The organism is Aeromonas ichthyocola (genome assembly GCF_046087985.1).
GTDB classification, from domain to species: domain Bacteria; phylum Pseudomonadota; class Gammaproteobacteria; order Enterobacterales; family Aeromonadaceae; genus Aeromonas; species Aeromonas rivipollensis.
On the sequence record NZ_JBJSWH010000001.1, the window covers coordinates 379,451 to 404,940 of the forward strand.

17 protein-coding genes are annotated in these 25,490 nt (G+C 64.2%); 9 read left to right on the forward strand and 8 right to left on the reverse strand.

The window, feature by feature from the left end:
- Positions 1–9: 9 nt before the first annotated feature.
- Entirely contained in the window at positions 10–2,331 is a 2,322-nt protein-coding gene (gene pbpC / locus ACF2JD_RS01730) for a penicillin-binding protein 1C (protein WP_440986872.1), read from the reverse strand.
- A 52-nt stretch (positions 2,332–2,383) separates the two neighbouring features.
- Positions 2,384–7,237: an alpha-2-macroglobulin family protein gene (locus ACF2JD_RS01735; protein WP_440986636.1), complete on the reverse strand. Its 4,854-nt coding sequence runs from the start codon at positions 7,235–7,237 to the stop codon at positions 2,384–2,386.
- A gap of 562 nt (positions 7,238–7,799) precedes the next feature.
- Here ACF2JD_RS01735 and ACF2JD_RS01740 point away from each other — a divergent pair.
- Genes ACF2JD_RS01740 through ACF2JD_RS01760 form a run of 5 tightly spaced genes read left to right on the forward strand, consistent with a single transcriptional unit; the run spans position 7,800 to position 12,913 of the window.
- Positions 7,800–8,837, forward strand: coding sequence for an AI-2E family transporter (locus tag ACF2JD_RS01740; RefSeq protein ID WP_234570474.1), 1,038 nt, complete (start codon positions 7,800–7,802; stop codon positions 8,835–8,837).
- A gap of 4 nt (positions 8,838–8,841) precedes the next feature.
- Positions 8,842–10,359, forward strand: coding sequence for an efflux transporter outer membrane subunit (locus ACF2JD_RS01745; protein ID WP_440986637.1), 1,518 nt, complete (start codon positions 8,842–8,844; stop codon positions 10,357–10,359).
- Positions 10,352–11,446, forward strand: coding sequence for an HlyD family secretion protein (locus ACF2JD_RS01750; RefSeq protein ID WP_106887233.1), 1,095 nt, complete (start codon positions 10,352–10,354; stop codon positions 11,444–11,446). The genes ACF2JD_RS01745 and ACF2JD_RS01750 overlap by 8 nt, the downstream gene beginning before the upstream one ends.
- An 8-nt stretch (positions 11,447–11,454) precedes the next feature.
- Positions 11,455–12,483, forward strand: a complete 1,029-nt coding sequence (locus ACF2JD_RS01755; RefSeq protein WP_163134898.1) for a DUF2955 domain-containing protein — start codon at positions 11,455–11,457, stop codon at positions 12,481–12,483.
- A 1-nt stretch (position 12,484) separates the two neighbouring features.
- Complete coding sequence (locus ACF2JD_RS01760; protein WP_139744508.1) at positions 12,485–12,913, forward strand: ion channel; 429 nt, start codon at positions 12,485–12,487, stop codon at positions 12,911–12,913.
- 93 nt (positions 12,914–13,006) lie between these two features.
- On the opposite strand, the gene ACF2JD_RS01765 is transcribed toward ACF2JD_RS01760, so the two are convergent.
- Positions 13,007–14,695: an FAD-dependent oxidoreductase gene (locus tag ACF2JD_RS01765; protein WP_440986638.1), complete on the reverse strand. Its 1,689-nt coding sequence runs from the start codon at positions 14,693–14,695 to the stop codon at positions 13,007–13,009.
- A 136-nt stretch (positions 14,696–14,831) separates the two neighbouring features.
- On the opposite strand from ACF2JD_RS01765, the gene ACF2JD_RS01770 reads away from it, so the two are divergent.
- From ACF2JD_RS01770 to ACF2JD_RS01780, 3 genes are all read left to right on the forward strand, one after another.
- Complete coding sequence (locus ACF2JD_RS01770; RefSeq protein WP_440986639.1) at positions 14,832–17,771, forward strand: EAL domain-containing protein; 2,940 nt, start codon at positions 14,832–14,834, stop codon at positions 17,769–17,771.
- Between the two features lie 75 nt (positions 17,772–17,846).
- The gene (pflA, locus tag ACF2JD_RS01775) at positions 17,847–18,689 is read left to right on the forward strand and encodes a pyruvate formate lyase 1-activating protein (protein WP_082030047.1); all 843 of its coding nucleotides are present in this window, start codon (positions 17,847–17,849) and stop codon (positions 18,687–18,689) included.
- Between the two features lie 93 nt (positions 18,690–18,782).
- Entirely contained in the window at positions 18,783–19,424 is a 642-nt protein-coding gene (locus ACF2JD_RS01780) for an energy-coupling factor ABC transporter permease (RefSeq protein WP_111912790.1), read from the forward strand.
- Positions 19,425–19,480: 56 nt separating this feature from the next.
- On the opposite strand, the gene ACF2JD_RS01785 is transcribed toward ACF2JD_RS01780, so the two are convergent.
- The 4 genes from ACF2JD_RS01785 to ACF2JD_RS01800 form a co-directional block, all read right to left on the reverse strand.
- A complete protein-coding gene (locus ACF2JD_RS01785; protein WP_042649365.1) occupies positions 19,481–20,173 on the reverse strand; it encodes an ABC transporter permease in 693 nt (230 codons plus the stop codon).
- 93 nt (positions 20,174–20,266) lie between these two features.
- Positions 20,267–21,007, reverse strand: a complete 741-nt coding sequence (locus ACF2JD_RS01790; protein ID WP_042649366.1) for an ABC transporter permease — start codon at positions 21,005–21,007, stop codon at positions 20,267–20,269.
- Between the two features lie 204 nt (positions 21,008–21,211).
- On the reverse strand, positions 21,212–21,985 hold the full coding sequence (locus tag ACF2JD_RS01795; protein ID WP_042649367.1) for an ABC transporter substrate-binding protein: 774 nt from the start codon (positions 21,983–21,985) through the stop codon (positions 21,212–21,214).
- A 65-nt stretch (positions 21,986–22,050) separates the two neighbouring features.
- The gene (locus tag ACF2JD_RS01800) at positions 22,051–22,821 is read right to left on the reverse strand and encodes an ABC transporter ATP-binding protein (RefSeq protein WP_025326493.1); all 771 of its coding nucleotides are present in this window, start codon (positions 22,819–22,821) and stop codon (positions 22,051–22,053) included.
- Between the two features lie 531 nt (positions 22,822–23,352).
- On the opposite strand from ACF2JD_RS01800, the gene ACF2JD_RS01805 reads away from it, so the two are divergent.
- A complete protein-coding gene (locus ACF2JD_RS01805) occupies positions 23,353–24,255 on the forward strand; it encodes a lysine exporter LysO family protein (RefSeq protein ID WP_106887262.1) in 903 nt (300 codons plus the stop codon).
- A 78-nt stretch (positions 24,256–24,333) separates the two neighbouring features.
- Here the strand turns inward: ACF2JD_RS01805 and iadA are convergent, their stop codons facing one another.
- Positions 24,334–25,464, reverse strand: a complete 1,131-nt coding sequence (iadA, locus tag ACF2JD_RS01810; protein ID WP_440986640.1) for a beta-aspartyl-peptidase — start codon at positions 25,462–25,464, stop codon at positions 24,334–24,336.
- Positions 25,465–25,490 lie beyond the last annotated feature (26 nt).

A 25,490-nucleotide genomic window follows, 5' to 3' on the forward strand; every position in this document is an offset into this window, starting at 1 on the left:
CCGCCTGCCTCAGGAGGGATTCTCCAGCCGAAACTCGATGCGATCGCTGTTGCCCGCCTCGTCCACCACCACCAGCTGGTAGCGCCCCGCCACACTCAGCACCTGATCCCCATCCCAACGCAGCCGCTGACCATTGAGAAACCAGGCTGGCTTACCGACACCGCCCAACACCTTGGGCTGCAACCGGTAGCGCTGACTGCGGATAAGATTGCCCTCCCCCAGCGCCACGATGCGAATGGGGGCCTGCAGCTCGGCACTCTGCCCCTCCCCAGCGCAGCCGCTGGCCAGCAGCGCCTGCCGTCGCTCGCCGGGGGACCGCCACGGCTCCAGCGACAATGGCCAGAGTGCCCGGAAGCCCGACTGCGCCGCATCGGAGCAACGGGTCAGAGTCGGCTTGCCCCCGGCAGTGAGCGCAACCAGCCGCAGTGGCGAGGGCCAGTCCATGGGATCCGGCAAGGTGGGAGGATCGCGCCCTTCCAGCAACCAGGCGCTCTGGCGCTGCAAACAGGCTTCAGGCAGGGTCGCGCTCATTTTGCGCCCCAGCGGCCAGCAGGTCTCGGCTTCGCTCACCGTGTTGGGTTGTGCCGGCAGGGGGCTGTTGTCAGCCAACCGCGAGTAGACCGAAAGCAGCAGTGGCACCGCCGCGCTCTGGCCGTAAAAACCGGGCATGGGGGTGCCGTCGGGGCGCCCCAACCAGACGCCGATGGTCCAGCGACCGGAGACCCCCATCGCCCAGCTGTCGCGATAGCCATAACTGGTGCCGGTCTTCCAGGCCAGTCGATTGACCCGGCCGGTCGCCTCGCTGGCAAAAGGCTGATCCGCACGCCCCTGCGCGCTCAGGATCTGCCAGATGATCCAGGCGGCCCCCGGGCTCAGCAAGGGGCGGGGCACCGCCTGCTGCCCCGCCAGCCAGACCGGCATCGCCACCTGCCCCTGCCGGGTGAGGGCGCTGTAGAGCGCCACCAGCTGCTCGAGCCGAATGCCCGCCGCCCCCAGCGCAATGGCCGGGTTGGGCTTGTCCGAGAGCGCTAGCCGCACCCCGGCGTTGTCGAGGCGGCTGACCAGCTTGTCCGCCCCAAGCGCCTCCAGCACCTGCACCGCCGGCACGTTGAGGGATTGCTGCAGCGCCTGGGTGAGGGTCACAGGCCCCTGAAAGGCACCGGTAAAATTGGCGGGTCTATAGTCGGAACCCAATCTCGGGGCATCGGAGAGCAGGGAGGCCGAGTGCACCAGCCCCTCGTCCAGGGCCAGACCGTAAATGAAAGGCTTGAGGGTGGAGCCGGGGGAGCGGATCGCCTGCACCATGTCGAGGTAGCCGTGGCGGCGCAGATTGCCATACTCGGCGCTACCCACGTAAGCGCGCACCGCCATTGTGCTGTTGTCCACCAGGAGCAAGGCGGCGGAGGTCTGCTCGGGGAAGCGGCGGATATAGCTCGCCACCCGCGCCTCCAGCCAGCGCTGCAGATCCCCGTCTATGGTGGTGTGCACCAGGGCCCCCGGCTGGCTGCCAGCCGCCAGCCGGGCAAAGAGCGGCGCCTCCATAGGCGTGAAGTGACCGCGGGCCAGCACAGGCTCGATACGCCCCTCCTGCCACACTGCCTCGGGCCAGGCGCCCTGCGCCACCAGCCGCAGCATCACCTTGTCGCGGGCGGCGCGGGCACGCTCGGGGTGCCTGTCCGGCCGGTAACGGCTGGGGGCCTGGGGCAGCACAGCCAGCAGCGCCGCCTCGGCGTGGGTCAGCTTGGCCGCGCTCTTGCCCAGATAGGCGAAACTCGCCGCCTGCACCCCCTCCAGATTGCCACCAAAGGGGGCCCGGTTGAGGTAGACGGTGAGCAGTGTGCGCTTGTCGTAGTGCCACTCCAGTTGCAGCGCCCGCGCCATCTGGCGCAGCTTGCCGGGCACGCTCCTGTGGTAAGGCTCGATGAGGCGGGCCACCTGCATGGTGAGGGTCGAGCCCCCAGAGACGGCCCGCCCGTAGCGCAGCCACTGCCAAACCCCGCGTACCATGGCAACCGGGTTGACCCCGGGATGGCGCCAGAAATAACGGTCCTCGTAACCCAGCAGCGCCTCTATATAGCGGGGGGAGACCTGCTCCAGGGTCACGGGGTAGCGCCACACGCCGCTGGTGTCGGCGAAGGCGCGCAGCGGCCGACCCTTCATATCGAGCACCACCCGCGCGTAGGCGGGATCCAGCGGTGGCGGCGGGAAGAGGCGATCCAGCGCCAGCAGCGACAGGAGCAGGGCAACAGCCCCCAGCACCGAGAAACGCAGCCAGCGCGGCAGACGGCCCAACCAGACGAGGCAGACACGGCCATCGTGACAAAGTCGCAGCCAGCCGCGCCGCCAGAGGGTGAGCGGGCGAACCCGCTCGAGGGAGGGAAGATTACTCAGAGATGCTCACCTCATGAATATCCTCCCCCAGGGCCCGCAGCTCAGGCCGGTACATGTCCTCCACCTGGGTCGGCGGCACCTGATAACGGCCCGGCGTCACCGCCCGCATCAGGTAGACCAGCTGCTGGTTGCCCCCCGCACTCAGATCCAGTGCCGCCGTGTAGCGATCGTCACGAAACTCCTGATGCTTGAGGTAGTCGTTCCACTCACTCTGCCACGCCGGTTTCCCCTCAATCGAAAGCTCTTCCAGCTTGATGCTGTTGCCAAGGGCCGGATTCTCCAGCTCGAAACCGGCCGGCAGCATCTCCACCAGCAGGGCATCGGGCACCGCCGATTCGCTACTCACATTGAGCCGCACCACCACCAGATCGCCGACCCGTACCTTGGCCGGATCAAGCTGCTTGCCGTCACCGTTGAACCAGCTGCGGGTGACACTCATGCCCTGACTCAACCGAGTAGGAGCTTGTTCGGGGTAGCCGATCAGAGTGCGTTGCACATAAAGCGAGCCCTTGCCCTCGTTGGTAACGGCGCTGGCTGTCAGCGCCTCCGCGGCGCCGAGCTGCACACTGGCCTCGCCGGCAAAGGGGCGCTCGCCATCGGTAGATACCAACCTGGCCTGCCAGTCGGCGGCGGGATCAACTTGCGCCAGCCGCAGCAGGGCGAGGCGCTCCTGGGTGCTGAGCCACTGGCGATGGGCCAGGGTGTCGGCTACCTTGGCGCTCAGCGCTGGCCAGCGCTCCTCGGCCAGCTTGTGCTGACGAAGCAGGGATAGCTCGAGGGCCTGGTCACGCAGGGGAGAGCCGTAATCCCCCAGATAATCCTCACCGCGCTCGGTCGCCTGCGCCCGGGCAAGGGCCTTGGCGGCGTTCTGCTCATCCCCCATGGCCGAGAGCGCCAGCGAGAGGTGGAGCAGCGGCAAACCGGAGCGAGCGTGATCGGCCTGCTGCTCCCAGATGAGGCGCAGGGTGGCAAGCGGCGCCTTGCCCACCCGTGCCAGCACATAGGCGCTGTAGGCCTGATAGGCCAGCCGGCTATGCTCGGGGGCACTGCTCCAGCGCTCCCCGTACTGGCTGTCGGTGAGATAGCTTTGCAGCCGGTTCAACGCCTGACTCAGCATGGCCTCCGGCACGGCATCCCCCGCCTCCTTGCGGGCCAGCAGATAGTCGGCGGCATAGGCGGTGAGCCACTGCTCCTCGTCGGAGCGTCCATCCCACAAACCGAAACCGCCGCTCGGCAGTTGCAGCCGCTGCAAGCGTTGCAGCAGGGCGCGCTGCAGATCCGCCTCGCTCACCGGCTTGCTCCCCTCTGCAGGTTTGGCCCAGGCGGCACGCTCATCCGCCGTGGTCAGCAGGTAAGGCCAGGCGCGCGACAGGGTCTGCTCCAGGCAGGCATAGGGGTAATCGGCCAGCGCCTGCCACTGGGCGGCCGGATCCCAGGGCGGCGTGCCTGAGAGGCTGAGCAGCCCCTGCAGGTTGGTGCTATCCAGCCCGGCCAGCTCGCTCTGGGCAAAGCTCATCTGCTGACCCGGGGCCAGCATCTGGTAGCGCTGGCGGGTCTGGGCAGGCCAGGGGGAGCGCAGCGGCAGCGACCAGTCGCGGCTTATCGCAAAATCCTTGCCGCTCGCCGCCAGTTGCAGGCTTGCTACGCCGCTGGCGCCTGTCACTGTGAGTGGCAGGGTCAGCCACTGCTCCTCGCCGTTTTTCAGGGAAAGGGTGCTGGGCAGCTCACCCCCCGCCTGCAAGCCGCCGCTCAGGGTCCACTCAAGAGAAAGGCGCTGATCCTCGCCGCTCATATTGCGCAGCTGCACCAGGGCCCGGGTCTGATCCCCGCGAGCACCAAAACGCGGCCAGCCGATCTCGGCCACCAGGGGCGCCACTACCTTGACGGCGCGCTCAGCCTCTCCAACCTGCTGCTCGTTCCAGGCCAACGCCATCAGCGCCAGCTCGCCGTTGAAGTTGGGCAGATCGAGCGGGATCACCGCCTTGCCCTGTTCGTCGAAACTCACCTCGCCACTCCAGAGCGCCGCGACCTCGACCCGGCTCTCCAGTGCGCCCCCCTTCTTCAGGGCCGGGGCATCGCCGCCGTAGTTGAGGCGAGCCAGCTTGCCGTCCTGGGGCGGGATCACCTGACCGTAGTTGTCGAACAAGTCTTGTGCGAAGCGCTTGCGACCGAAGAAGATCTCGAACGGGTCGAGTGGCTTGTAGTCGCTGATGTTGAGCACGCCCCTGTCCACCGCCGCCAGCACCACCCGCCCCTGACTGTTGGGGGTGGAGGTAGCGGTCACTTCGAGCCGGGTGAGCGGCACCGCTTTATCAGGCGCGCTCAGGGTGAGCGGCAGGCGGCGAGCCTCCCGGTCCAGCGTCAGCGGCACCAGGCCGACCGAGCGCAGGCTTTGAATGCCCTTGCTGCTCGCCGGCCTCGACTCGCTGTCAGGGACGGCGATCTGCGCCGAGATATGGAGATCATGACGTTGCCACTCGGGGCTGATGGGGATCTCAAACTCGCCACGCCCTTCCCCCTGCCCGGCGCCTTCGGCGTTCAGCTCGATGCGCTGCCACCAGAGCAGGCCGTCGCCATCTTCCACCAGCAGCAACCCCTTGCCCGGACGGGGGGCGACCAGGGTCACCTTGGCCTTGTCGCCCGCCTGATAGGCACGTTTGTCGAGGGTGATGGCAATCTTGTCGGGCCGCGCCTGCTCACCACCGCCACCCCAAGCGTAACTGCCGATCTCGACCCGCAGACTGGACTGATGGCCCTGGCTGTTCTCCACCTCCAACCGATACCAGCCCGCCGCCAAGGGCAAGCTGAGGGGGGTCGGCCCCTTGCCGTCCAGCTGCAGTGTCTGCTCCTGCTCCAGATAGGGCTGGCTGTTGAACTCGTACTTCCACCCCTCGCCGTCGGCGTAGTGCCAGTAGTAGTCGCGGTACTCGTTGACCAGGCGCACCTTCACCTCGCCCGCCACCGGCTGGCCCTTGTCGTCTAGGTTGAGGATCTGGAAAGGCAGCGGTTTGCCCCCCTCTGCCCGCTCCGCCACGAAATCGGCCCTGAGGGCGGGCCACTGGCTGCCGGCGGGCCAGCCGTACTGGGTACGGCTGCGATTGACGGCGCGGCCACCGGGCTCGGAGAGCGACACCCGGTAGGCCACCTCCAGCGGCCCGAGGGCACGCACGCCATCGAGCTCATCTTGCAGCAAGAAGGCTCCCTGCCCCTGCTCATTGAGGGTGAGGTTGACGGGTTCGAGCGCCTTGGCCTGCTCGGCGAGCAGCACGTCCCCCAGGGTAAACTCCTGCCACTGGGTGAAGGGCATGGTGGCGCGGCTTATCTTTACCTCCGCCTTCGCCTTGGTGCTGCTCGCCGGGGCACCATAGAGGTAGTCCCCCTGCAGCGGCAGGGTGAGGGCCGCTTCCGGGCTCTGCAATTCCCCATCCGGCCCCTTGCCGAGCTGCAGTTTCAGCCGCTCGGGCAGGAACTCCTCCACCAGGAAGGGCCACTCGAAGCGGCTGCCTGCCGATGTCTTGAGGGTGATGGTCCAGCGCCCCAGGGGGGCATCCTGCGGCAGGCGCAGGCCGTAGTGGGCGGCGCCCAGGGGGTCAGGCAGCAGCCGTTTCTGCTCCAGCAGCTGACCGTCCGGCTGTTTCACCTCCAGCTCCACCGCCATGCCGGGCAACAGCTGGCCATCCTGCCCCTTGAGCAGGATCTCGCTGTCGAGCCGCTCGCCGGGGCGGTAGAGATCTCGCCCACTGAACAGATAGAGCTGCTGGGCCTGCCAGGGCTGGGTGCCCAGATCGAAGGTGGAGAGATCAAGCGCCGCGCCATCGAGGCGCAGCACCGCCAGATGCTTGCCCTGCTCGGCAAGCAGCAGGCGGGCCCCTTGCACCTGCTCGAAACGCCGGTGACCGCGCGGATCTGTCTGCTGCACCTGCAGCCGGTTGCCCTTCTCGTCGAGCAGGGAGAGTTGCACCTCCTTGAGGGGGTCGGCGGTTGCCAGGGAGCTGACGAACACCTCTAGTCGATCCCGATAGCGGCGGGCACTGAGCCCCATGTCGCTCACCGCGAAATAGGTGGTCTCCTTGCGCCAGTCGTAGTTGCCAAGGGGAGACATCACCGCAAAATAGACCCCGGCCTCAGCCAGTTGCGGCTCCTTCACATTGATGAGGCGGGTCTCGCGCCGGTTGGCATCGAGCGCCAGGGCATAACGACCGCTGAACACCCGCTTGGCACGCTGGGTGACCTGCTCCAGATCCCAGTTGCCCATGCCGGCGCCGGGGCGATACTCGGCCAGGAAGCGCGGCAGATACTCGGCATTGATCCGGAAGAAGTCGATGTTGACCTCGTCCACGTTCACCGCGCTGATGGGCAGGCGCAGCTCCTCGCGCAGGGGCAATACCATGCCGCTGGCGGTAAAGGAGGCCCCCGCCTCCAGCGGCCGGGTCTTGAGGGTCCAGCGCTGGGGAGATGGGCCCAGCCCCGCCTTGAGACTCACCTCATAGCTCTTGTCGGGCTGGACGTTCGGGAAATAGAGGGTGCGGCCATCTTCGGCCAGGATCCACTCCCCCTGCACCTGCTTGCCCCCTTCATTGACAATGAGCCAACTCTGCCAGTTCGCCTTGGGCGTCAGGGGGCCGGAGAAGACCAATGCCAGCGCCGGGGCGTCCCTGTACTGGCGGGCATTGGCCTGCACCACTGAGGTCGGTGCCCCGGCCTCCTGCTGCGCCTCGGTTGGGGGGGATGCGGGCGCCGGGGTGTCCGGGCCGCAGCCTGCCAGCAGCAGAGCCCCCAACCCCGCCAATAACGAAGCCAGTAAGCGAGGGACGCGAGACACAGGAGAGGGCTTGAGGAGACGCATAGGTTTGATCCCGGGTTGAGTCGCCGCCAGCGCAGCGCAGGAGCCAATAGGATAAAACGTCGCCCCCATTAACACAAAGCTCAGTGCGGCGGACACATCATCCACGGCATGCGGTTACTGGCAGCAGAAATAGCTATTCATTAGCCAGTAAATAATATTTCCCATTCGAAACTCTTTTTTCGACAGTTATTTTATACAGGTAAACTCCTCCCCGTTTTCTGAACCCAAGCTAGACTGGGGGCAACAGTTCCCTTGTGTGGTATAGGAATACTCTTTATTCTCTGGCACCGCTGAAGTTGTAGAAGCAATCAGCCTAATATCAAGCAGTTAAATATTTTTTAAACATTGAGTTCCTGTGCCATAAATTAAATGCAGGCAAGGTCAGAGTGCCCCCCACACGCTGAACTCAGTGTTCTTTATCACTACACACCCTATGCCTGCTGGCCCGACACCTGTGTTGGGCCAGCATGGTTGTGTGCTCATCCCCCGTCGGAGTCATACCAGAATGGAAAATAATGATCTGTCCATAGTCGAAAAAAGGTTGGTTGCCAGATTCCTGGATATGTTCATCAAGTTTGGCCTTATCCTGGCACTGGGCTCTTTCTGCTTCACCGTGTTCTCCCCCTTCATGAACATGATGTTGTGGGCCCTGATACTGGCCGTCACCCTCTATCCCCTCCATCAGCGCTTTGCCGCGCGCCTGGGCGGGAAACAGGGCAAGGCCTCTACCCTGCTGGTCTTGCTGGGGGTGCTGCTCATCGTGGCCCCTACCGTCGTCATGGTCAGCTCCCTGGGTGACAGCGTCAGCTCCCTGGTCGACAAGGTGAACAACAACACCCTGGTGATCCCGGCGCCCTCCGCCGACATCGCCGACATCCCCCTGGTGGGCGCCAAGCTCCATGCCGTCTGGCTGAAGGCCTCGGTGGATCTGCCCAGCCTCATCGTCAGCTACAAACCACAGCTCGGGGATCTGGCCAAGAAGGTCGTCGGCATCCTGGCCAGCATGGGGGGTGGCTTACTCGGCTTCGTCTTCTCCTTCATCGTGGCCGGCATCATGATGGCCTGGGGCGCACCGGGTGCTGCGAGCGCCGATCGCATCGCCATGCGCATCACGGATGAACGCAAGGGTCTGGCGCTGACCAAGCTGTGCACCAGCACCATACGTGCCGTCGCTCAAGGGGTCATCGGGGTCGCCTTCATCCAGGCGCTGCTGGCGGGCATCGTCATGATGCTGGCAGGGATCCCGGCCGTCGGCATCTTCTTCGTCCTGGCGCTGATCCTCGGCATCGCCCAGGTGCCCGTGATCCTGGTGACGGCGCCCGCCATCGCCTACATGTGGAGCACGGGTGATCACGGCACTGCGGTGAACATCATCTACAGCGTTCTGCTGATCGTCGCAGGCATGGCCGACAACGTCCTCAAACCGCTGCTGCTGGGTCGCGGTGTCGATGCTCCCATGCCGGTGGTGCTGCTGGGCGCCCTTGGCGGCATGGCTGCCAGTGGCATCCTCGGCATGTTCATCGGCGCCACCCTGCTCTCCATCGGCTATCGCATCTTCATGGCCTGGGTCAACGAAGGTCTGGCTTCTGCGGATAAATAACCCCATGGCCGTCCAACGTCACACCATGCGCCCCCTGTTCACGGGGGGCGCGTGCCTGTTATTGAGTGCCTGCACAGTGCTAGGCCCCGACTATCAGGCTCCCAGAGTCGAAGAGATGGCCAGCTGGCACAGCGCCAGCGAGGGTCAGCAGGCGAGCGCAACCGCCGACTATCGCCAATGGTGGAACCGGCTCAACGATCCCGTGCTGAGTGCCCTGGTTGAGGAAGCGCTGCGAAAGAATCCGGACGTGCGGATCGCAGGCTTGCGGATCCTCGAGGCCCAGGCCCAGCTCGGCATCGCCGAAAGCCTGCTCGGCCCCCAGGCTACTGTGGGCACGGGCGAGTTCCTGCAAGCCGGACAGACCCGCAACGGCCACAGCAGCGCCGGCAGCAGCTATGGCGCCGGGTTCAACCTCGGCTGGGAGCTCGACTTCTGGGGCAAGTTCGAACGCGGCATCGAAGCAGCGGATGCCAACTACTTCGCCACCCTGGCCCAGTATGATGACATCCAGGTGCTGATGGCCGCCCAGGTGGCCCAGCTCTATGTGAGCATCCGCACCGTGGAGGCTCGCCTCTACATAGCCCGGGAGAATGCCCGCCTCCAGCAGCGCAGCCTGGAGATCACCGAGCGGCTGTTCAAGAGCGGCAACAGCGCCGAGCTGGACGTGCAGCAGGCCAAGACCCAGTACCTGGGCACCCTGTCCGGCATTCCGCAACTCGAGACCAGCCTGCGCCAGAGCCAGAATGCCCTCTCGACCCTGATTGCCAGACCCCCGGGCCCCCTGCCCGAGATGGGCACCAACACCGGCAAGATCCCCCAGGGCGAACTGGCTCTGGTCACCGAGATGCCGGCCGATCTGCTGCGCCGACGCCCCGACGTGCGGGTCGCGGAGCGGCAACTGGCCGCCCAGTCGGCCCTGATAGGGGTGGCCGAGAGCGAGCTCTACCCCTCCATCACCCTGCTTGGCACCCTGGGCGTCAACGCCACCAATGGGGAGAGCGGCACCTTCTCCTGGGCCGTCGGTCCCTCGCTCAGCTGGAACCTGCTCGATCAGGGACGGCTCGGCAACCAGATCCTGGTGCAGGACGCCCGCTTCCAGCAACTGCACGAGCGCTATCGTGACAGCGTGTTCAAGGCGGCCCGCGAGGTGGATGACGCGGCCGTTGCCTACGCCAACGGCCAGGACGAGATCGCCCTGCTGACCCAGACCGGCGAGGCCGCCCGTCGCTCTCTCGAGATAGCCAACACCCAGTATCGCGAGGGGATGGCGGACTTCCAGCGGGTGCTCGACTCCCAGCGCGCCCTGTTCAACCAGCAGGAGCGCCTGGTCAACAGCCGTGGCGCCCGGATGCGCGATCTCATCACGCTCTACAAGGCTCTGGGTGGCGGTTGGGAACAGGGGCGTGAACGCCCCCTGGTGACCCCCGAGGTGGAGGCCCAGCTGCGCACGCGCGCCGACTGGGCTCCCCTGCTCGACGCAACCCACTCCCCCATGACAAAGAAGGCAAGCTCCCATGACTGACAGCACTGCATCTCCCGGCCAGGCCAGCCGCCGCGCCACCCTAGGGCTGCTGGCTGCAATCCTCCTCCTGCTCATCTGGTATCTGCTGGCGGACCGGCTGACTCCATACAGCTCCCAGGCCCGGGTGCAGGCCTTCGTGGTCCCCGTCGCCGCCGAGGTGTCCGGCCAGATCAAGCGGGTCTATGTCCACGACAATCAGGACGTGGACGCAGGCTCCCCCCTGTTCGAGATAGACCCCGAGCCCTATGACATCGCCCTGGCCAAGGCCAACTCCGACTACCAGACGGTCTTGAGCGGCGTCAAGGCGAACACCGAAGGGGTCAAGGCGGCCGAGGCCTCCCTGATGGCCATGCGCGCCGCCTATGACAACGCGGCCAAGGATGCGGAGCGCCAGGAGCGGCTCTATCGCGAGGATCCGGGCGCCATCTCGGTGCGTCGCCTCGAGGTGGCCCAGGCCACCCGCGAGACGGCCAGGAGCCAGGTGGCGGCAGCGGAAGCCGACGTCCGCCGCGCCATCGAGGCCGCCGGGGCGAGCGGCGATGACAACTCCCAGCTGCTCAGCGCCCGCTCGGCTGTCCACAAGGCCGAGCTGGATCGCCAGAACACCCGCGTGGTGGCACCGGGTCGCGGCCTCATCACGGATCTCAGCACGGATGCCGGCCAGTTCATCGGGGCCGGCGCACCGGCCATGACACTGATCGCCATCCATGACGTCTGGGTGTCGGCGGATCTGACGGAGAACAACCTGGGCAACGTCCGGCCAGGGGACAAGGTCACCATCTTGCTCGACAGCTTGCCCGGACAGCTGTTCAAGGGGGAGATCCGCAGCGTCGGCTACGGGGTAGGCGATGGCAAGAGCCAGCCCGCCGGTGCCCTGCCCACGGTGGACAACAACCGCGACTGGCTGCGTCAGGCGCAGCGTTTCCCGGTCAAAATCGCCTTCCAGAGTGATGACTTTCCGCCGGTCGAGGCGCTGCGGGTCGGCGGCCAGGCCGATGTGCTGGTCTACACCGGCGAGAGCGGGGTGATGCACTTCCTGGGGGCGCTCTATATCCGGCTGATGAGCCTCTTCTCCTTCCTCTATTGAGGCGCCATATGCATAACGCCGACAGGGCTGTACTGCGCATTGGCACGGGCATCGGGCTCGCGGCGGGGATCTGTTACGGATTGGCCCTGCCCATGCCCCACCTCGGCGTCATCATGGCCTGGGTGGTGCTGTGCCGCCCTGGGGAGGCGCTCGGCCTGAAGAAGGGGCTGGCAGGGGGGCTCCTGCTGCTGGGGATCATGGCCGCCGGGGTGCTGCTGGTCCCCCTGCTGACCCACTATGCCCTGGCGGCCGTGCTGCTCATCGGCCTGCTGCTCTACCTGCTGATGCAGCAGTCGATGGCCGGCAAGGGGGCCGCCGCCATGCTGCTCATCATGGCCATTACGGTGATCCCGGTGGCCGGGCTCATCGAGCAGTCGCTGGCCATCGCCATCGCCCAGATGATGGGGTTGGGGATCCTGATAGGCACCCTGGTCAACCGCATGGCTCACGCGCTCTTCCCTCCCCTGCCGGTGGCGGGAGCGGCGGCAAGGCCGGTGCCATTGCCCCCCGAACATCCCAAACGGCTGGCGCTGCGCGCCGTCGCCATAGTGCTGCCGGTGTGGCTGCTGGCTCTCGGCAACCCGGCGTTCTACATTCCGGCGGTGATGAAGACGGTGGCACTGGCACAGCAGAGCACCTCCCTCAACGCCAGACAGGCGGGCCAGGAGCTGGTGCTCTCGACCCTGATGGGCGCCCTGCTGGCCTGCGCACTCTGGCTGGGGCTCAGCCTCTGGCCCTCGCTCTTGATGCTGGTACTGATGCTGGCCCTGATGACCCTCTGGCTGGCGCGGCGTCTGATCCGCCTGGTGGCGAGCCGCTGCTCGCCGTCGTTCTGGAGCAACGCCTGGATCACGGCGCTCATCCTGTTTGGCCCGGCCATCGAGGACAGCGCCACCGGCAAGGATGTGTGGTTGGCGGCGGCCATGCGTTGTGGCCTCTATCTGGTGGTGGCCGGCTATGGCTGGCTGTGTATCTTGCTGCTCGAGCAGTGGTGGCCGGTCGGCCGCCCACTGGCAGAAGCCAAGTTAGGAGACTGACATGTTTCTCATATTTATGGTCGGCATCCCGGTGATCCTGATCAACATGCTGTTGCAATCCCTGGTATCCGTCTGGTGCATCCGCTTCTACATCAAACGGTTCGGCAAGCGTGAGGGGGTGCTGGCAGGCATGCTGGCGCTGTTTGGCATCATCACCCTGGTGATGCTGGGCAACCTGGCACAGATCGGCGTCTGGGGCGGGCTCTTCCTGTGGCTCGGGGAGTTCGACACCCTGCAGGAGGCCGTCTATCACTCCGGGGTCAACTTCGCCACCCTGGGCTATGGCGACATCGTCATGAGCCCGCAGTGGAAGCTGCTCGGCCCCCTCGAGGCGGTCAACGGCGCCCTGATGATAGGCCTCTCCGGCGCCTCCATGCTGGCGGTCTTGCAGCACCACATTCGCAAGCAGCTCAATGACAGCGCCCCCTGATCGGGCTGTGCTCATGGTGTAAAAATGGGCCACTCCATGGAGTGGCCCATTTTCATGCAACGCAGTCGATTGGGCCATTTCGGCCGGGCAGGCCTATTCGGCGATGGCCAATTGCCAGGTCTTGAAGCCACCGGAGAGGTTCTTCACCCGAAAGCCGTGCTGGCTCAGCAGGCGACAGGCCACATGGCCGCGCAGGCCCACCTGACAGCTGATAAGCAGCTCTTTATCCTTGGGCAGCTCATCGAGACGACCGCGCAACTCGTCGAGGGGAATATGCAGCGCCCCCGGGATGCGCCCCAGCTTGTCGAGCTCGGGGGCGTTGCGCACATCCACCACCAGCTGGTGCGGGTTGCGGGCCTGCACCTCGGCCGCGTGGCAGAGGATGGTATCCCCCTTCAAGTGGTTGCTCGCCACGAAGCCCGCCATGTTGATCACATCCTTGGCCGAGCCGAACGGCGGCGCATAGGTGAGCTCCAGATCCTGCAAGTCAAAGACGGTGAGCCCGGCGCGCTGGGCCACCGCCAGCACGTCGATGCGCTTGTCGATGCCATCCTTGCCGATGGCCTGGGCGCCATAAATCTTGCCATCCGGGGCAAACAGCAGCTTGAGACTGATCGGATGGGCGCCGGGGTAATAGCCGGCGTGGCTGCCGGGGTGGACATAGACCTTCTCGAACGGCAGCCCCAGCTGCACCAGTCGCTTCTCGTTGAGGCCTGTGCTGGCCACCGCCAGGTCGAACAGCTTGCAGATGGCGGTGCCTTGCGTCTTCTTGTAGGTCTCGGCTCGGCCCAGCATGTTGTCGGCGGCGATGCGTCCCTGCCGGTTGGCGGGGCCCGCCAGCGGGATCAGCACGGACTCGCCGGTGACGAAGTCGGTCTCCTCCACCGCATCCCCCACCGCGTAGATGAAGGGATCCGAGGTGCGCATGCCGGCATCCACCTTGATGCCGCCGCGCGGGCCCAATTCCAGCCCCGCCTTGGCGGCGAGCAGGGTCTCGGGCTTGACGCCTATGGCGAGGATCAGCATGCCGGTGTCGAGATGGGTGCCGTCATTGAGGGTCAGGCGCAGGCCGGCACAGCTTGCGACAGATACGGCCGAGGTCTTCTCTGCCGGCACATCCAAACGCTCGATGGCAGAGAGACCGGTGCGCAGACGCAGATCGATCCCCTCTTCCCGGATACGGGCATGGAGCATGTTGGCCATCTCTTTATCCACCGGCGCCATCACCTGATCGGAGAGCTCCAGCAGGGTGACCTCCAGCTTGCGCTGGTGCAGCGCCTCCATCATCTCCAGCCCGATAAAGCCGCCGCCGACCACGGTGACATGGCGCGGCTTGTCATGGTGCAAAGCCGCCAGGATGCGATCCATGTCGGGGATGTTGCGCAGGGTGTGCACGCCCGGGCTGTCGATGCCGGGGAAGGGAGGGCGAATGGGCACCGCCCCCGGGCTCAGCAGCAGCATATCGTAGGGCTCGCGCCGCTCCTCGCCGGTTTGCAGGTTGCGCACCAGCAGGCTCTTGCCCCCCTTGTCTATCTCGATCACCTCGTGGAAGACCCGCACATCGACGTTGAAACGGCGCTTGAAGCTCTGGGGCGTCTGCAGCAACAAGGCATCCCGATTGGGAATATCCCCTCCGATGTGATAGGGCAGACCGCAGTTGGCGAAGCTGACAAACTCGCCCCGCTCGAACATCACTATCTCTGCCTCTTCGCTCAAACGACGGGCGCGAGCCGCCGCCGACGCCCCCCCGGCGACACCACCCACAATCAGGATCCGTTTCATCTGCAAGACTCCACACTCAACGAGAAATTGACATTAAATTAGAGTAATCTAATTTAGGTTTCAATGAAATTTTGTTTGCCGCGGATTTGCAGTATTCTTGCCCTCCGACAATTGCTCAACAGGATAGTGTCAGTTCATGTCGTCTACCGCGCTCAGTCATCTCCCGACAGCCAGCCAGGCCCCCCTGTTCTTTCGCCTGGATACCCGTAGTCAACGGCTGGTCGCCCTGACCGATGTGATGCAGACCCCGCTCCACTGGCTCGATGAGCCCCGCAGCGCCTGGCCGGCCCAGTTGCCCGATGCCCTGCGCCAGCCCATAGAGCAGCGGCTCGCCAGCGGCAAGGGGGGCAAGCTGCTGCTGCGCTTTGCCGCCCAGCAGTGGCATATCTCCCTCTCCCATGAACAGGACGCCTTCTGGCTCATCTGCCTGCAGACCCAACCCCAGGAGAGTGCGGCCAGCTTGTCGCTGCAACTGCCGCGCCTGAGCCAGATGGCCAGCCAGCAGCAGTATGCCCCCATGCTGGAGAGCCTCAGGGAGTGCCTGGGGGCCGATCGCCTCATCCTCTGGCACTACCAGGCCAATGGCCCCCTCGGCAGCGAGCAGCTGACCCCTGTCTTCACCCTGAATGCGGATTCTGTCGGTGCCATTCGCGGTGACAGCCGCTACATCCGGGCCTTGCGTACCCGGGGCGCCCTGAGCTTCTCGGAGGCTGCCCACCAACCCATGCTGAGCCAGCACTATTATCTGGCCAATGCCAATGTCAGCTCCCGCCTGGACGGCGCCCTGCTGGAGCAGGAGAAGCTCATCGGCGTGCTCAGCCTCGAATACGCCGAGACGACCCTGATAGGCGAAGATACGCTGCAGCTTGTGCGCCACTGCGCCCAGTTGCTGGGCCACTGGCAGCCCGAACTCGAGGTGACCGAGGCCTCCCCCTTCACCCTGCCAAGCGGGCTCAGTTGCAAGACCGGCAATGAGTATTGCCGCGCCCTGGTGCGCTGGGCCATGACGGCGAGCGGCGCCCGCATCGGCTGGCTCGGGGAGTTTCAGCTGCGTGGCCAGGATCTCTGGCTCATTCCCCGCTGCGTGCTGGAAGGAGAGACCTTCTCCGCGGTCAAGCCCATGCGGATGGAGATAGGCCCGGGCCGGGAGATCTTCCAGCACGGCCAGAGCCTCTATGTGGAAGACCTGCCCCTGCGCTATCCCCAGGCCACCCAGTTGCTGGCCCTCAACGCCAAGGCCTACATCGGCATTCCCCTCCAGGGCCAGGGCGGCGTCCCCCTGGGTCAGATCACCCTGCTGCTCGACGGGCCGCTGGCCGACCCCATTCCCCTGCTCGATGCCCTCTACGAGCAGCGTGAGCGGGCCGCCATCGAGCTGCAGCGCCTCGCCAACGACGATGCCCTGCGCCTGGCCGAGGTGGCCTTCAATACCCACGACGGTCTGCTGGTGATGGATCACGGCGGCATCATCCTCAAGGTCAACGACTCCTTCAGCCGCATCACAGGGTTCGGAGATGACGAGATGCTCGGTCAGCATATCGAGGCCCTGAGGCCCACCTACTATGGCGACAGCCTCAAGCAGGAGGTCATTGCCGCCGTCGATAAGCAGGGATACTGGCTCGGCGAGGAGCAGTGCCTGCACAAGGAGGGCCATCTCTTCCCGGTGCGGCTGATGGTGAGCGGCGTCAAGGATGAGGAGGACGAGATCAGCCATTTCGTCTGCAGCTTCCACGACATCACCCAGGAGAGGGAAACGGCCCGCCACATAGAGCGGCTCGCCTATTACGACGACCTGTGCGACCTCTACAACAGGCGCAGCCTGAACGACATCATGCAGCGCACCCTTGCGATCCCGAACGGGCAGTGGGGGGCATTGCTGCTGCTGGATCTCGACAACTTCAAGTCGATCAACGACTCCCTCGGCCACGCCTGCGGCGATCTGCTGCTCCAGGCCGTGGTGGTGCGGCTCAAGTCCCTGCCCCAGGAGAACCTGGTGCTGGCCCGCACCTCGGGGGACGAGTTCGCCCTGCTGTTCACGGCGCTGGGCCAGGGCTATGTCACCGCCAAGATACTGGCGGAGCACTTCGCCCGCGAACTGATGAGCATTTTCCGGCTCCCCTTCGACATCGGCGATCACAAGCTGCACTGCAGCGCCTCCGTGGGGATCAGCCTGTTCAGCGACGATGACAAGGATCACCTGATCCTGATGCAGCAGGCCGATACCGCCGTCCACATGGCCAAACGGGCCGGCCAGGGCAACCACATTTTCTTCAGCGAGGCCATGGCGGAGAAGGAGAAGAGCAAGCTCTCCCTGAACAACCAGCTGCGCGATGCCCTGCGCAACAACGAGCTGGTGCTGCACTATCAACCCCAGTACAGGGTCGACAACGGCAGCCTCTCGGGCGTGGAGGCCCTGCTGCGCTGGCAGAAGATGGACGGCACCATGATCCCCCCCGGGGACTTCATTCCCATCGCCGAAGAGACCACACTGATCCAGGAGATAGGCTACTGGGTGATGAAGACCGCCTGCGCCCAGTACAGCTTCTGGCTCAACAACGGCCTCGCCATCCCCCATCTGTCGGTCAACGTCAGCGCCCGCCAGTTCCACACCGCCGGCTTCGTGCAGCAGGTGGAGTACGTGCTGCGCGATACCGGGGTTCCGCCGTCGCGCCTGCTGCTGGAGGTCACCGAGTCCGTGGTGCTGGAGAACCGGCTGGACAGCATCGCCAAGATCCGCCAGCTCAAGGGGCTGGGCATCCTCATCTCCATCGATGACTTCGGTACTGGTTACTCTTCTCTCGCCTATTTGCGCGATCTGCCCGCCGATGAGGTCAAACTGGATAGGAGCTTCATCCAGACGCTGGTGCACAGCGAGCAGGACAAGGCCATCGTCAAGGCCATCCTGGATCTCGCCAAGGTGTTTCGCTTCACGGTGACCGCCGAAGGGGTGGAGGACGAGGAGCAGCTGGCCGTGCTCAAGGCCCTGGGATGCCAGCACTACCAAGGCTTCCTGACCAGCCGCCCGCTCCCCGTCAAGGCACTGGAGAGTCTGCTGGGTGCCACCCCGGCAGGCTAAACTGGTAGGATTTATAGGGCTTTATGTCATAAAATAACGACCGCTCGAACCCTGTCCGAACAATTGGAGTCGTCTATGTCAGTCATTAACCGGATCCCTGCCGTTGAAACCAGCGGCCCTGCCGATCAGGGCACTCAGCGGATCCCTGCCGCCACCGTTAGCGACACCAGCAATCCCGACATCATTGGCCGGATCCATTCCGTCGAGACCTGCGGCACAGTCGACGGCCCCGGCATCCGCTTCATCGTGTTCATGCAGGGCTGCCTGATGCGCTGCAAGTATTGCCACAACCGGGACACCTGGGACACCCAGGGCGGCCGCGAGGTCACTGTGCCCGAGTTGATGCAGGATCTCACCAGCTACCGCCACTTCATGAATGCCTCAGGTGGCGGCGTCACCGCCTCCGGTGGGGAAGCCATGCTGCAGCAAGAGTTCATCGCCGAGCTGTTTGCCGCCTGCCAGGCGCAAGGGATCCACACCTGCCTGGATACCAACGGCTTCGTGCGTCACTACGACGAGCTGCTCGATCGGGTGCTCGACAACACAGATCTGGTGCTGCTCGACATCAAGCAGATCAACGACGAGAAGCACATCCCCCTCACCCACGTCAGCAACAAGTACACCCTGGAGTTTGCCCGCTACCTGGCGTCCCGCGGCCAGACCATGTGGATCCGCTACGTGGTGGTGCCCACCTGGTCCGACGATGACGAGAGCGCCGAAGGCCTCGGCCAGTTCATCGCAGAGCTGGGGGAGTGCGTCGAGAAGGTGGAGCTGCTGCCCTACCACGAACTCGGCAAGCACAAGTGGGACGTGCTGGGAGACACTTACGATCTGACCGGGATCAAGCCCCCCAGCAAGGAGACCATGGACAGGGTCCAGGCCATCCTCGGCAAATACCACCCCAACGTGAAGTATTGAGACAAGAGGCCGCCCGGCACTGGGTGGCCTCTTTTTATTGCGCCGCCAGCGCCCGGTCTCATCCCCGGGCAGTGACATCCGAGGGAACATGTCATGAGTGAAGGACAAGTCGCCGCCCTCCTGCTCTGGCTGGTGCTGCTCGCCTTCAGCCTGAACGCCTCCCTGCTGCGCACCCTCCACGCCAACCCCCTCTATCAGCACCTCTGCCTGGGGAGCGCCATCGTCCTGGTGCCGCTCTGGACCTTGCGGGCAGGCCTCCACGAGGGGCTGGAGATCCACTTTCTCGGCCTCACCAGCCTGACCCTGCTGCTGGGCTGGCGCCTCGCCCTGTTGGCCCCCTGCCTCACCCTGCTGATCCTCGGGGCATTTGGTGTCACCGATCTGGCGGAGTTCGGCTGGCAGGCGCTCATCGGTGTCGCGCTGCCGGTGGCCACCAGCTGGCTGCTGTTTCTGGCAAGCTGGGCCTGGCTGCCCCGCCACCTCTTCGTCTACCTGTTCGTGGCCGCCTTTCTTGGGGGGGCGCTCAGCATCTCGGTCAAGATCCTCGCCAGTGCCCTGCTGATGGGGATGAGCGGCGCCTACCCCTGGCACACCATCAGTGCCGACTACCTCTCCATCTGGCCGCTGCTGCTCTTCCCCGAGGCCCTGCTCAACGGCATGGCCATGACACTGCTCGCCGTCTACCGACCCCACTGGGTCAACACCTTCTTCGACAGGGAATATCTGGGACGCTGAGCCTGCAGAGGCCGGCGCCATAAAAAAGCCCGCAGCTGCGGGCTTTTTCATTTTTGTCATACGCTGCGGGGGCGCAGGTGGGCGTGCCAGCGGGCCTCCCACTTCTTGAACAGCCAGACGATGGCGAAGGTGAGCAGCATGTAGAGCAGGCCTGCGGTCAGGAAGGCCTCGAACGGGCTGTAGTAGCGGGAGTTGATGATCCGCGCCGCACCTGTCAGGTCGACTATGGTGATGATGCCCGCCACCGCCGAGCCCTGCAGCATGAAGATCACCTCGTTGCTGTAGGCGGGCAGCGCACGGCGAAACGAGTTGGGCAAGATGATGCGGGTGAGGGTCTGCCAGCGGCTCATGCCAAAGGCATTGGCCGCCTCAATCTGCCCCTTGGGCATGTTCAGCACGGCGCCGCGCACTATCTCGGCGGTGTAGGCACCTGTGTTGAGGGTGAACGCCAGCAGGGCGCAGAACCAGGCCTCGGAGAAGAGCACCCAGGCGGGGCCGTTCTTGAGCCACTCCCACTGGGCGGCGCCGTAGTAGATGATGAACAGCTGCACCAGCAGCGGGGTGCCGCGGAAGAAGTAGATATATGCCCAGATCGGCCCCTTGATCAGCCAGTTGCGGCTGTTGCGCAAAATGCCCATGGGCACCGCCAGCATGAGGCCGAGCATAAGGGAGGCCGCCACCAGCCAGATGGTGGTGTAGAAGCCCTCCCAGTAGGTGGGCCACTCCTTGAGAATGATGGAGAAATCCATGGCTTACCTCGTCTTGATCGTGATGTAGATACGCTCGGCACTGACACCGCGACTATCACAGTAAACGAATGACTGCATTGAATACGGCATGGCTTACCTCGTCTTGATGGCGTAGTGACGCTCGGCCCACTTGAGCGCCGAGGTCGAGACCGCGGTGAAGATCAGGAAGATCAACGCCACCGCCATGTAGAAGGTAAACGGCTGCTGGGTCGAGCCTGCCGCCAGGGACGCCTTTCGCACCATGTCATCGAGCCCGATGATGGAGACCAGGGCCGTGGTTTTCAGCAATACCAGCCAGTTGTTGCCAAAGCCCGGCAGGGCGTGGCGCATCATCTGGGGGAAGAGGATCCGTACAAACACCTGGGTCGCCCGCATGCCAAAGGCGCGGGCGGCTTCCAGCTCTCCCTTGTCCACCGCCAGGATGGCGCCGCGGAAGGTCTCGGTCATGTAGGCGCCGAAGATGAAGCCTATGGTGGCGACCCCGGCCGCAAAGGGGCTGATGTCGATGTAATCCGGCAGCAGGGAGACCCACTCCTGGTTCGGATTGCTCTCCAGCAGGTAGTTGTTGTAGGCCTCGTTGACCCAGGTACAGATCCCGTTGATCAGCACCTGGCCGCCGAAGAACAGCAGCATCATCAGCACCAGATCAGGGATGCCGCGAATGACGGTGGTGTAGGCGGTCGCGATGCCGCGCGCCCACTTGTAGGGGGAGAGCTTGGCGAGCGCCCCCAGCATGCCGAGCACCAGCGCCAGCAGCAGGGAGGCCAGTGCCACCTCCAGGGTGACCCAGGCCCCCTCCAGCAGGGAGGCTTCGTATCCTTTCAAATCAAACATATGCGGCTCCATTGCAACGCATTGAGCGGGCTTGCCCGTCCCAATATCCTTTCAAACCAAACACATGCAGCTCCATTGCAACTAAGCGGGCCCATCGCTCCCTTGCGAGAGACAACGGGCCCGATGACTACAGACTAGGGTCAACCTGTCGTGATGATTCGCCGCAATCCCTTCGGCGGCTACCCGGGGTAGCGCGCCTGGGGGTTACTCGCCGTAAACGTCGAAGTCGAAGTACTTGTCGTTGATTTCCTTGTACTTGCCGTTGGCGCGCAGGGCCAGGATGGCGGCATTGAATTTCTCTTTCAGATCCTTGTCAGCCTTGCGTACCGCTATGCCGGCACCCTCGCCAAACCACTTGGGATCGGTCAGTTTCGGGCCGACGAATTCGAAGGCATCGCCACCCTCTTTCTTCAGCAGACCGTCGCTGATGGCGGCGGAGTCGGCCATCACATAGTCAACCCGGCCGGATTTCAGATCGAGATAAGCCTCGTCTGCGGTGCCGTAGCGCTTGATGGTGGCGTTGGGGAAGTTGTCGGTGATGTAGGTGTCCATGGAGGTGGCGCGCTGCACGGCTATGGTTTTGCCATCCATGAAGGCCTTGTCGAGCTGCACCTCGGTGCCTTTCTTGGCGGCGAAGCGGGCCGGAATGTGCTGGTACTTCTGGGTGAAGTCCACCTTCTTCTTGCGCTCTTCGGTGATGTCCATGGTGGCGATGATGGCGTCATACTTGCGTGACAGCAGCGCCGGAATGATGCCGTCCCAGTCCTGCTTGACCAGGGTGCACTTCACCTTCATCTCTTCACACAGGGCGTTGGCGATGTCGATATCAAAGCCTTTCACCTCGCCGCTCGGCTCGGTCCAGGAGAAGGGAGGATAGGCACCTTCCACCCCGATCCGTACCTCTTTCCACTCCTTGGCCATCAGGCTACCGGAACACAGGGCCGTCATCACGGCAGTCGCCAGCATCAGCTTGTTCATGTATCTCTCCTTGATAAACACGTCGATCGTTGAAAACGCAGAATATTGAACATACCGCTCCCCCATCAATAGATGGAAGAGATGAATTGTTTGAATCGCTCCGACTTGGGATGGGCGAAGATCTCCTTGGGGTTGCCCTCCTCCTCCACCCGCCCCTGGTGGAGGAACATCACCTTGTTGGAGACGTCACGGGCGAACGACATCTCGTGGGTGACCACCAGCATGGTGCGCCCCTCTTCGGCCAGCTCGCGCATCAGGCCGAGCACCTCGCCCACCAGCTCGGGATCGAGCGCCGAAGTGGGTTCATCGAACAGCATCACCTCGGGCTCGACCGCCAGGGCACGGGCGATGGCGGCCCGCTGCTGCTGGCCGCCGGAGAGGTGACCGGGGTAGTAGTCGCGCCGCTCCCACAGGCCCACCCGGTTGAGCAGTTGCTCCGCCTTGGCGATGGCCTCGGCACGGGGCACCTTGAGCACCTGGATGGGGACTTCGATGATGTTCTGCATTATGGTCATGTGCGACCAGAGGTTGAAGCTTTGAAACACCATGGCCAGACGGCTGCGAATGCGCTCCACCTGACGCATGTCCTCGGGCAGGCGTTCACCGGCCCGATTGCTCTTCATGCGGATCAGCTCGCCATGGAGTGAGACCGTGCCGGAAGAGGGGGTTTCCAGCAGATTGATACAGCGTAGAAAGGTCGACTTCCCCGAACCCGAGGAGCCGATCAGGGAGATAACATCCCCCTTGCGGGCCGTCATATCGATGCCCTTGAGCACTTCGTGGGTGCCAAAATACTTGTGCAGTTCACGAACTTCCAGTGCGGCAACGTCGCTCATCCATTACAACCTTGTCTGTCCCTAGACGCCGCTACGGCGTGACTCCACCATCGCAGATTTAACAAAAAGTTAACCGATGGCAACCTTCAGCGAAAATATCATTCAGGTAGTTAAAAAACAATACAGAACCGAGGTATTTAGTGGTTTATCTGTATTTTTATTGGCCTTGGCGGTATTTTTCAGCACTTTGTCTGCATAAAATCCGCTTTGCGCCATCTCTGAGATACCGCCTTTTTATACCCGGAACGCACCAGTAGCAAGAAGATTCAGCCATTTCAGTCAGAAGCCATTCAGAGTCACTTTATTCACCCCGCCTCGGCCGAACAAAACGCACTTTTTTCGAAATGGAATTGATTTTATTGACGATGACGACCCGAGACCAGAGGGCTCTGGGAAGGCGGCCTCGCCATGCAAAAGTAACAAACCGATAAAAAAAGGGTCGAATGAAGCATACAAACTCATGGATTTATGACTCTTGGCCAATAAGTAGTGGTAATGTGTCGTTTTCCCAGTTTTGTGACCGAGGCCCCAATGTTGCTGAATGTGTTGCTGATCCTGCTGCCGCTGGTGATTGGCTATCTTGTCCCCCTCTCCTCCACCCGGCTCATCAAGCTGATCAATCAGTCGCTGGGCAAGATGGTCTACCTCATCCTGTTCCTGATGGGGCTGGGGCTGGCCTATGTGGAGAACCTCGGCAGCAACCTGGCGGTGATCTTCAAGGTGGCCGGGGTGATGCTGGCCGCCATCACCGCCTGCAACCTGCTGGCACTCTGGTGGCTGGACAGGCGCAGCCCCCCCACCCATGAGGCGAGCGACGCCAAGATGCCGAGCAAGCTGCATCTGTTGTGGGAGTCCCTCCAGCTCTGCTTCGTGGTGCTCGGCGGCGTGCTGCTGGGGCTACTGGTGGACTTGCGCGCCCTGCCCATCGACAAGTGGAGCGAGTGGGCCCTGATGCTGTTGCTGCTGCTCATCGGCATCCAGATGCGCAACTCCGGCATGCGGCTGCGCCAGATCCTGCTCAACCCCTGGGGCATGAAGATAGCCGCCACCGTCATCCTCAGCAGCTGGCTCGGCAGCCTGCTGGCGGCCCAGTTGCTGGGGATGCCCTCTAGCCACGCCCTGGCGCTCGCCTCCAGCTTCGGCTGGTATTCGCTGTCGGGCATACTGGTGGCCGACAAGCTGGGGCCCGTGCTCGGCTCCGCCGCCTTCATCAACGATCTGGGGCGCGAACTCATCGCCATCCTCATCATTCCGGTGCTGATGCGTCGCCACCCCTCCGCCGCCATCGGCTATGGCGGCGCCACCGCGCTCGACTTCACCCTGCCGGTCATCCAGAAATCCGGCGGCATCCAGGTGGTGCCGGTGGCCATCGTCTCGGGCTTTATCCTGAGCCTGCTCGGCCCCATCCTGATCCTGGGCTTCCTCGCTATCTGAGCCTGGCGCGACTACTCAGGCGGAAAAAAGCCCGGCAGCAGTGCCGGGCTTTTCGTTTACTGACGGGCGCACACTGGCTCAGGTTCGCCATTGACCACCGCTCATCACCCTCTCGATGGCGAGGCTCCCCGGCGCTATCAGCAGCAGATCCGCATCCTGCCCCACCCCTATCACCCCCTTGCCCGCCAACCCCAGGGCCCGCGCCGGATTGACCGTGACCACCCCCAGGGCGACCTCGAGCGACACCCCGAGGGCGCAGGCACGAACGCACTCCTGCCACAGGCTGGCAATCTGGCCGCAGCGCATCTCCACAAGGCGCCCCTCGCCGTCAAATCGCGGCAAGCTGGCGTTGGCATCCGAGCTGAAGCTGATGCGATCGGCAGGCACCCCGGCCGCCAGCAGTGCCACCAGCGCCTCTGCCGCCAGTTGCTCGCCATCGTCCAGCAGCTCGGGGAAGCTCGAGGTGGTGAGATCTATCCAGCCCCCCGCCCTGCCCCAGTCGATGGCCTCGGCAAAGAGCCAGGGGTTGCGGTTGCAGTGGGTGGGATAGAGCTGGCGCAGGGGAATGTCGGTGCCATCGCGCAGGGCCCGCAGCGGTGCCAGGGCCCCGCGGCCGTCCCCGACGTGGAAGAAGCTGACCCCGCTCTTGCCCGCAAGCAGCCCGGCCACCCGCGCCTCGCTCACCAGCCGTGCCAGCTCGTCATGAGTCGGCGCACTGGATCTGTGATCGCTGATGGCCAGCTCCCCCACCCCCAGCACCTCGGGGATCAGCATGATGTCCGACTCCACCCTGCCGGTGAGGGTCTTGACCGGCAGGTGATAGGAGCCGGTATACATGTAAGCGCTCACCCCGGCGGCGCGAAACTCGCGCACCTTGCCGAGCACCTGGGCCGGGGTGCGGGTCAGGCTATCGGTGCCGAGCGCCGCCACCAGGGTGGTGACACCCGCCGCCAGGGCCTCCCCAGCGGCCAGTTCAGGGGTGCGAAAGGCAAAGCCGCCCTCCCCACCGCCGCCGGTGATATGGGCCAGGGGATCCACCAGTCCGGGCACCAGGTAGCGACCGCGACCATCGACCCGAGTCAACGGCCAATTTGCAGGGACAGTCAGCCCCTTGCCCAGCCAGGCGATGCGGCCGTCGGCCACCAGCAGATCCTGCTGGCCGAGCGGGGCCGGGCTATGAATTTCCGCACCCTCGATCAGGGTCAACATGGGCATCTCCTTGTTTCATCACCACT

Bases quoted from the DNA above. Each gene is read 5' to 3' on its own strand.
- ACF2JD_RS01800 (WP_025326493.1), bottom strand. From the start codon at position 22,821: ATGAGCGACGTTGCCGCACTGGAAGTTCGTGAACTGCACAAGTATTTT.
- iadA (WP_440986640.1), bottom strand. From the start codon at position 25,464: ATGTTGACCCTGATCGAGGGTGCGGAAATTCATAGCCCGGCCCCGCTC.
- ACF2JD_RS01790 (WP_042649366.1), bottom strand. From the start codon at position 21,007: ATGTTTGATTTGAAAGGATACGAAGCCTCCCTGCTGGAGGGGGCCTGG.
- pflA (WP_082030047.1), top strand. From the start codon at position 17,847: ATGTCAGTCATTAACCGGATCCCTGCCGTTGAAACCAGCGGCCCTGCC.
- ACF2JD_RS01760 (WP_139744508.1), top strand. From the start codon at position 12,485: ATGTTTCTCATATTTATGGTCGGCATCCCGGTGATCCTGATCAACATG.
- ACF2JD_RS01795 (WP_042649367.1), bottom strand. From the start codon at position 21,985: ATGAACAAGCTGATGCTGGCGACTGCCGTGATGACGGCCCTGTGTTCC.
- ACF2JD_RS01735 (WP_440986636.1), bottom strand. From the start codon at position 7,237: ATGCGTCTCCTCAAGCCCTCTCCTGTGTCTCGCGTCCCTCGCTTACTG.
- ACF2JD_RS01780 (WP_111912790.1), top strand. From the start codon at position 18,783: ATGAGTGAAGGACAAGTCGCCGCCCTCCTGCTCTGGCTGGTGCTGCTC.
- ACF2JD_RS01740 (WP_234570474.1), top strand. From the start codon at position 7,800: ATGTTCATCAAGTTTGGCCTTATCCTGGCACTGGGCTCTTTCTGCTTC.
- ACF2JD_RS01805 (WP_106887262.1), top strand. From the start codon at position 23,353: ATGTTGCTGAATGTGTTGCTGATCCTGCTGCCGCTGGTGATTGGCTAT.
- ACF2JD_RS01755 (WP_163134898.1), top strand. From the start codon at position 11,455: ATGCATAACGCCGACAGGGCTGTACTGCGCATTGGCACGGGCATCGGG.
- ACF2JD_RS01785 (WP_042649365.1), bottom strand. From the start codon at position 20,173: ATGGATTTCTCCATCATTCTCAAGGAGTGGCCCACCTACTGGGAGGGC.
- ACF2JD_RS01770 (WP_440986639.1), top strand. From the start codon at position 14,832: ATGTCGTCTACCGCGCTCAGTCATCTCCCGACAGCCAGCCAGGCCCCC.
- ACF2JD_RS01745 (WP_440986637.1), top strand. From the start codon at position 8,842: ATGGCCGTCCAACGTCACACCATGCGCCCCCTGTTCACGGGGGGCGCG.
- ACF2JD_RS01750 (WP_106887233.1), top strand. From the start codon at position 10,352: ATGACTGACAGCACTGCATCTCCCGGCCAGGCCAGCCGCCGCGCCACC.
- ACF2JD_RS01765 (WP_440986638.1), bottom strand. From the start codon at position 14,695: ATGAAACGGATCCTGATTGTGGGTGGTGTCGCCGGGGGGGCGTCGGCG.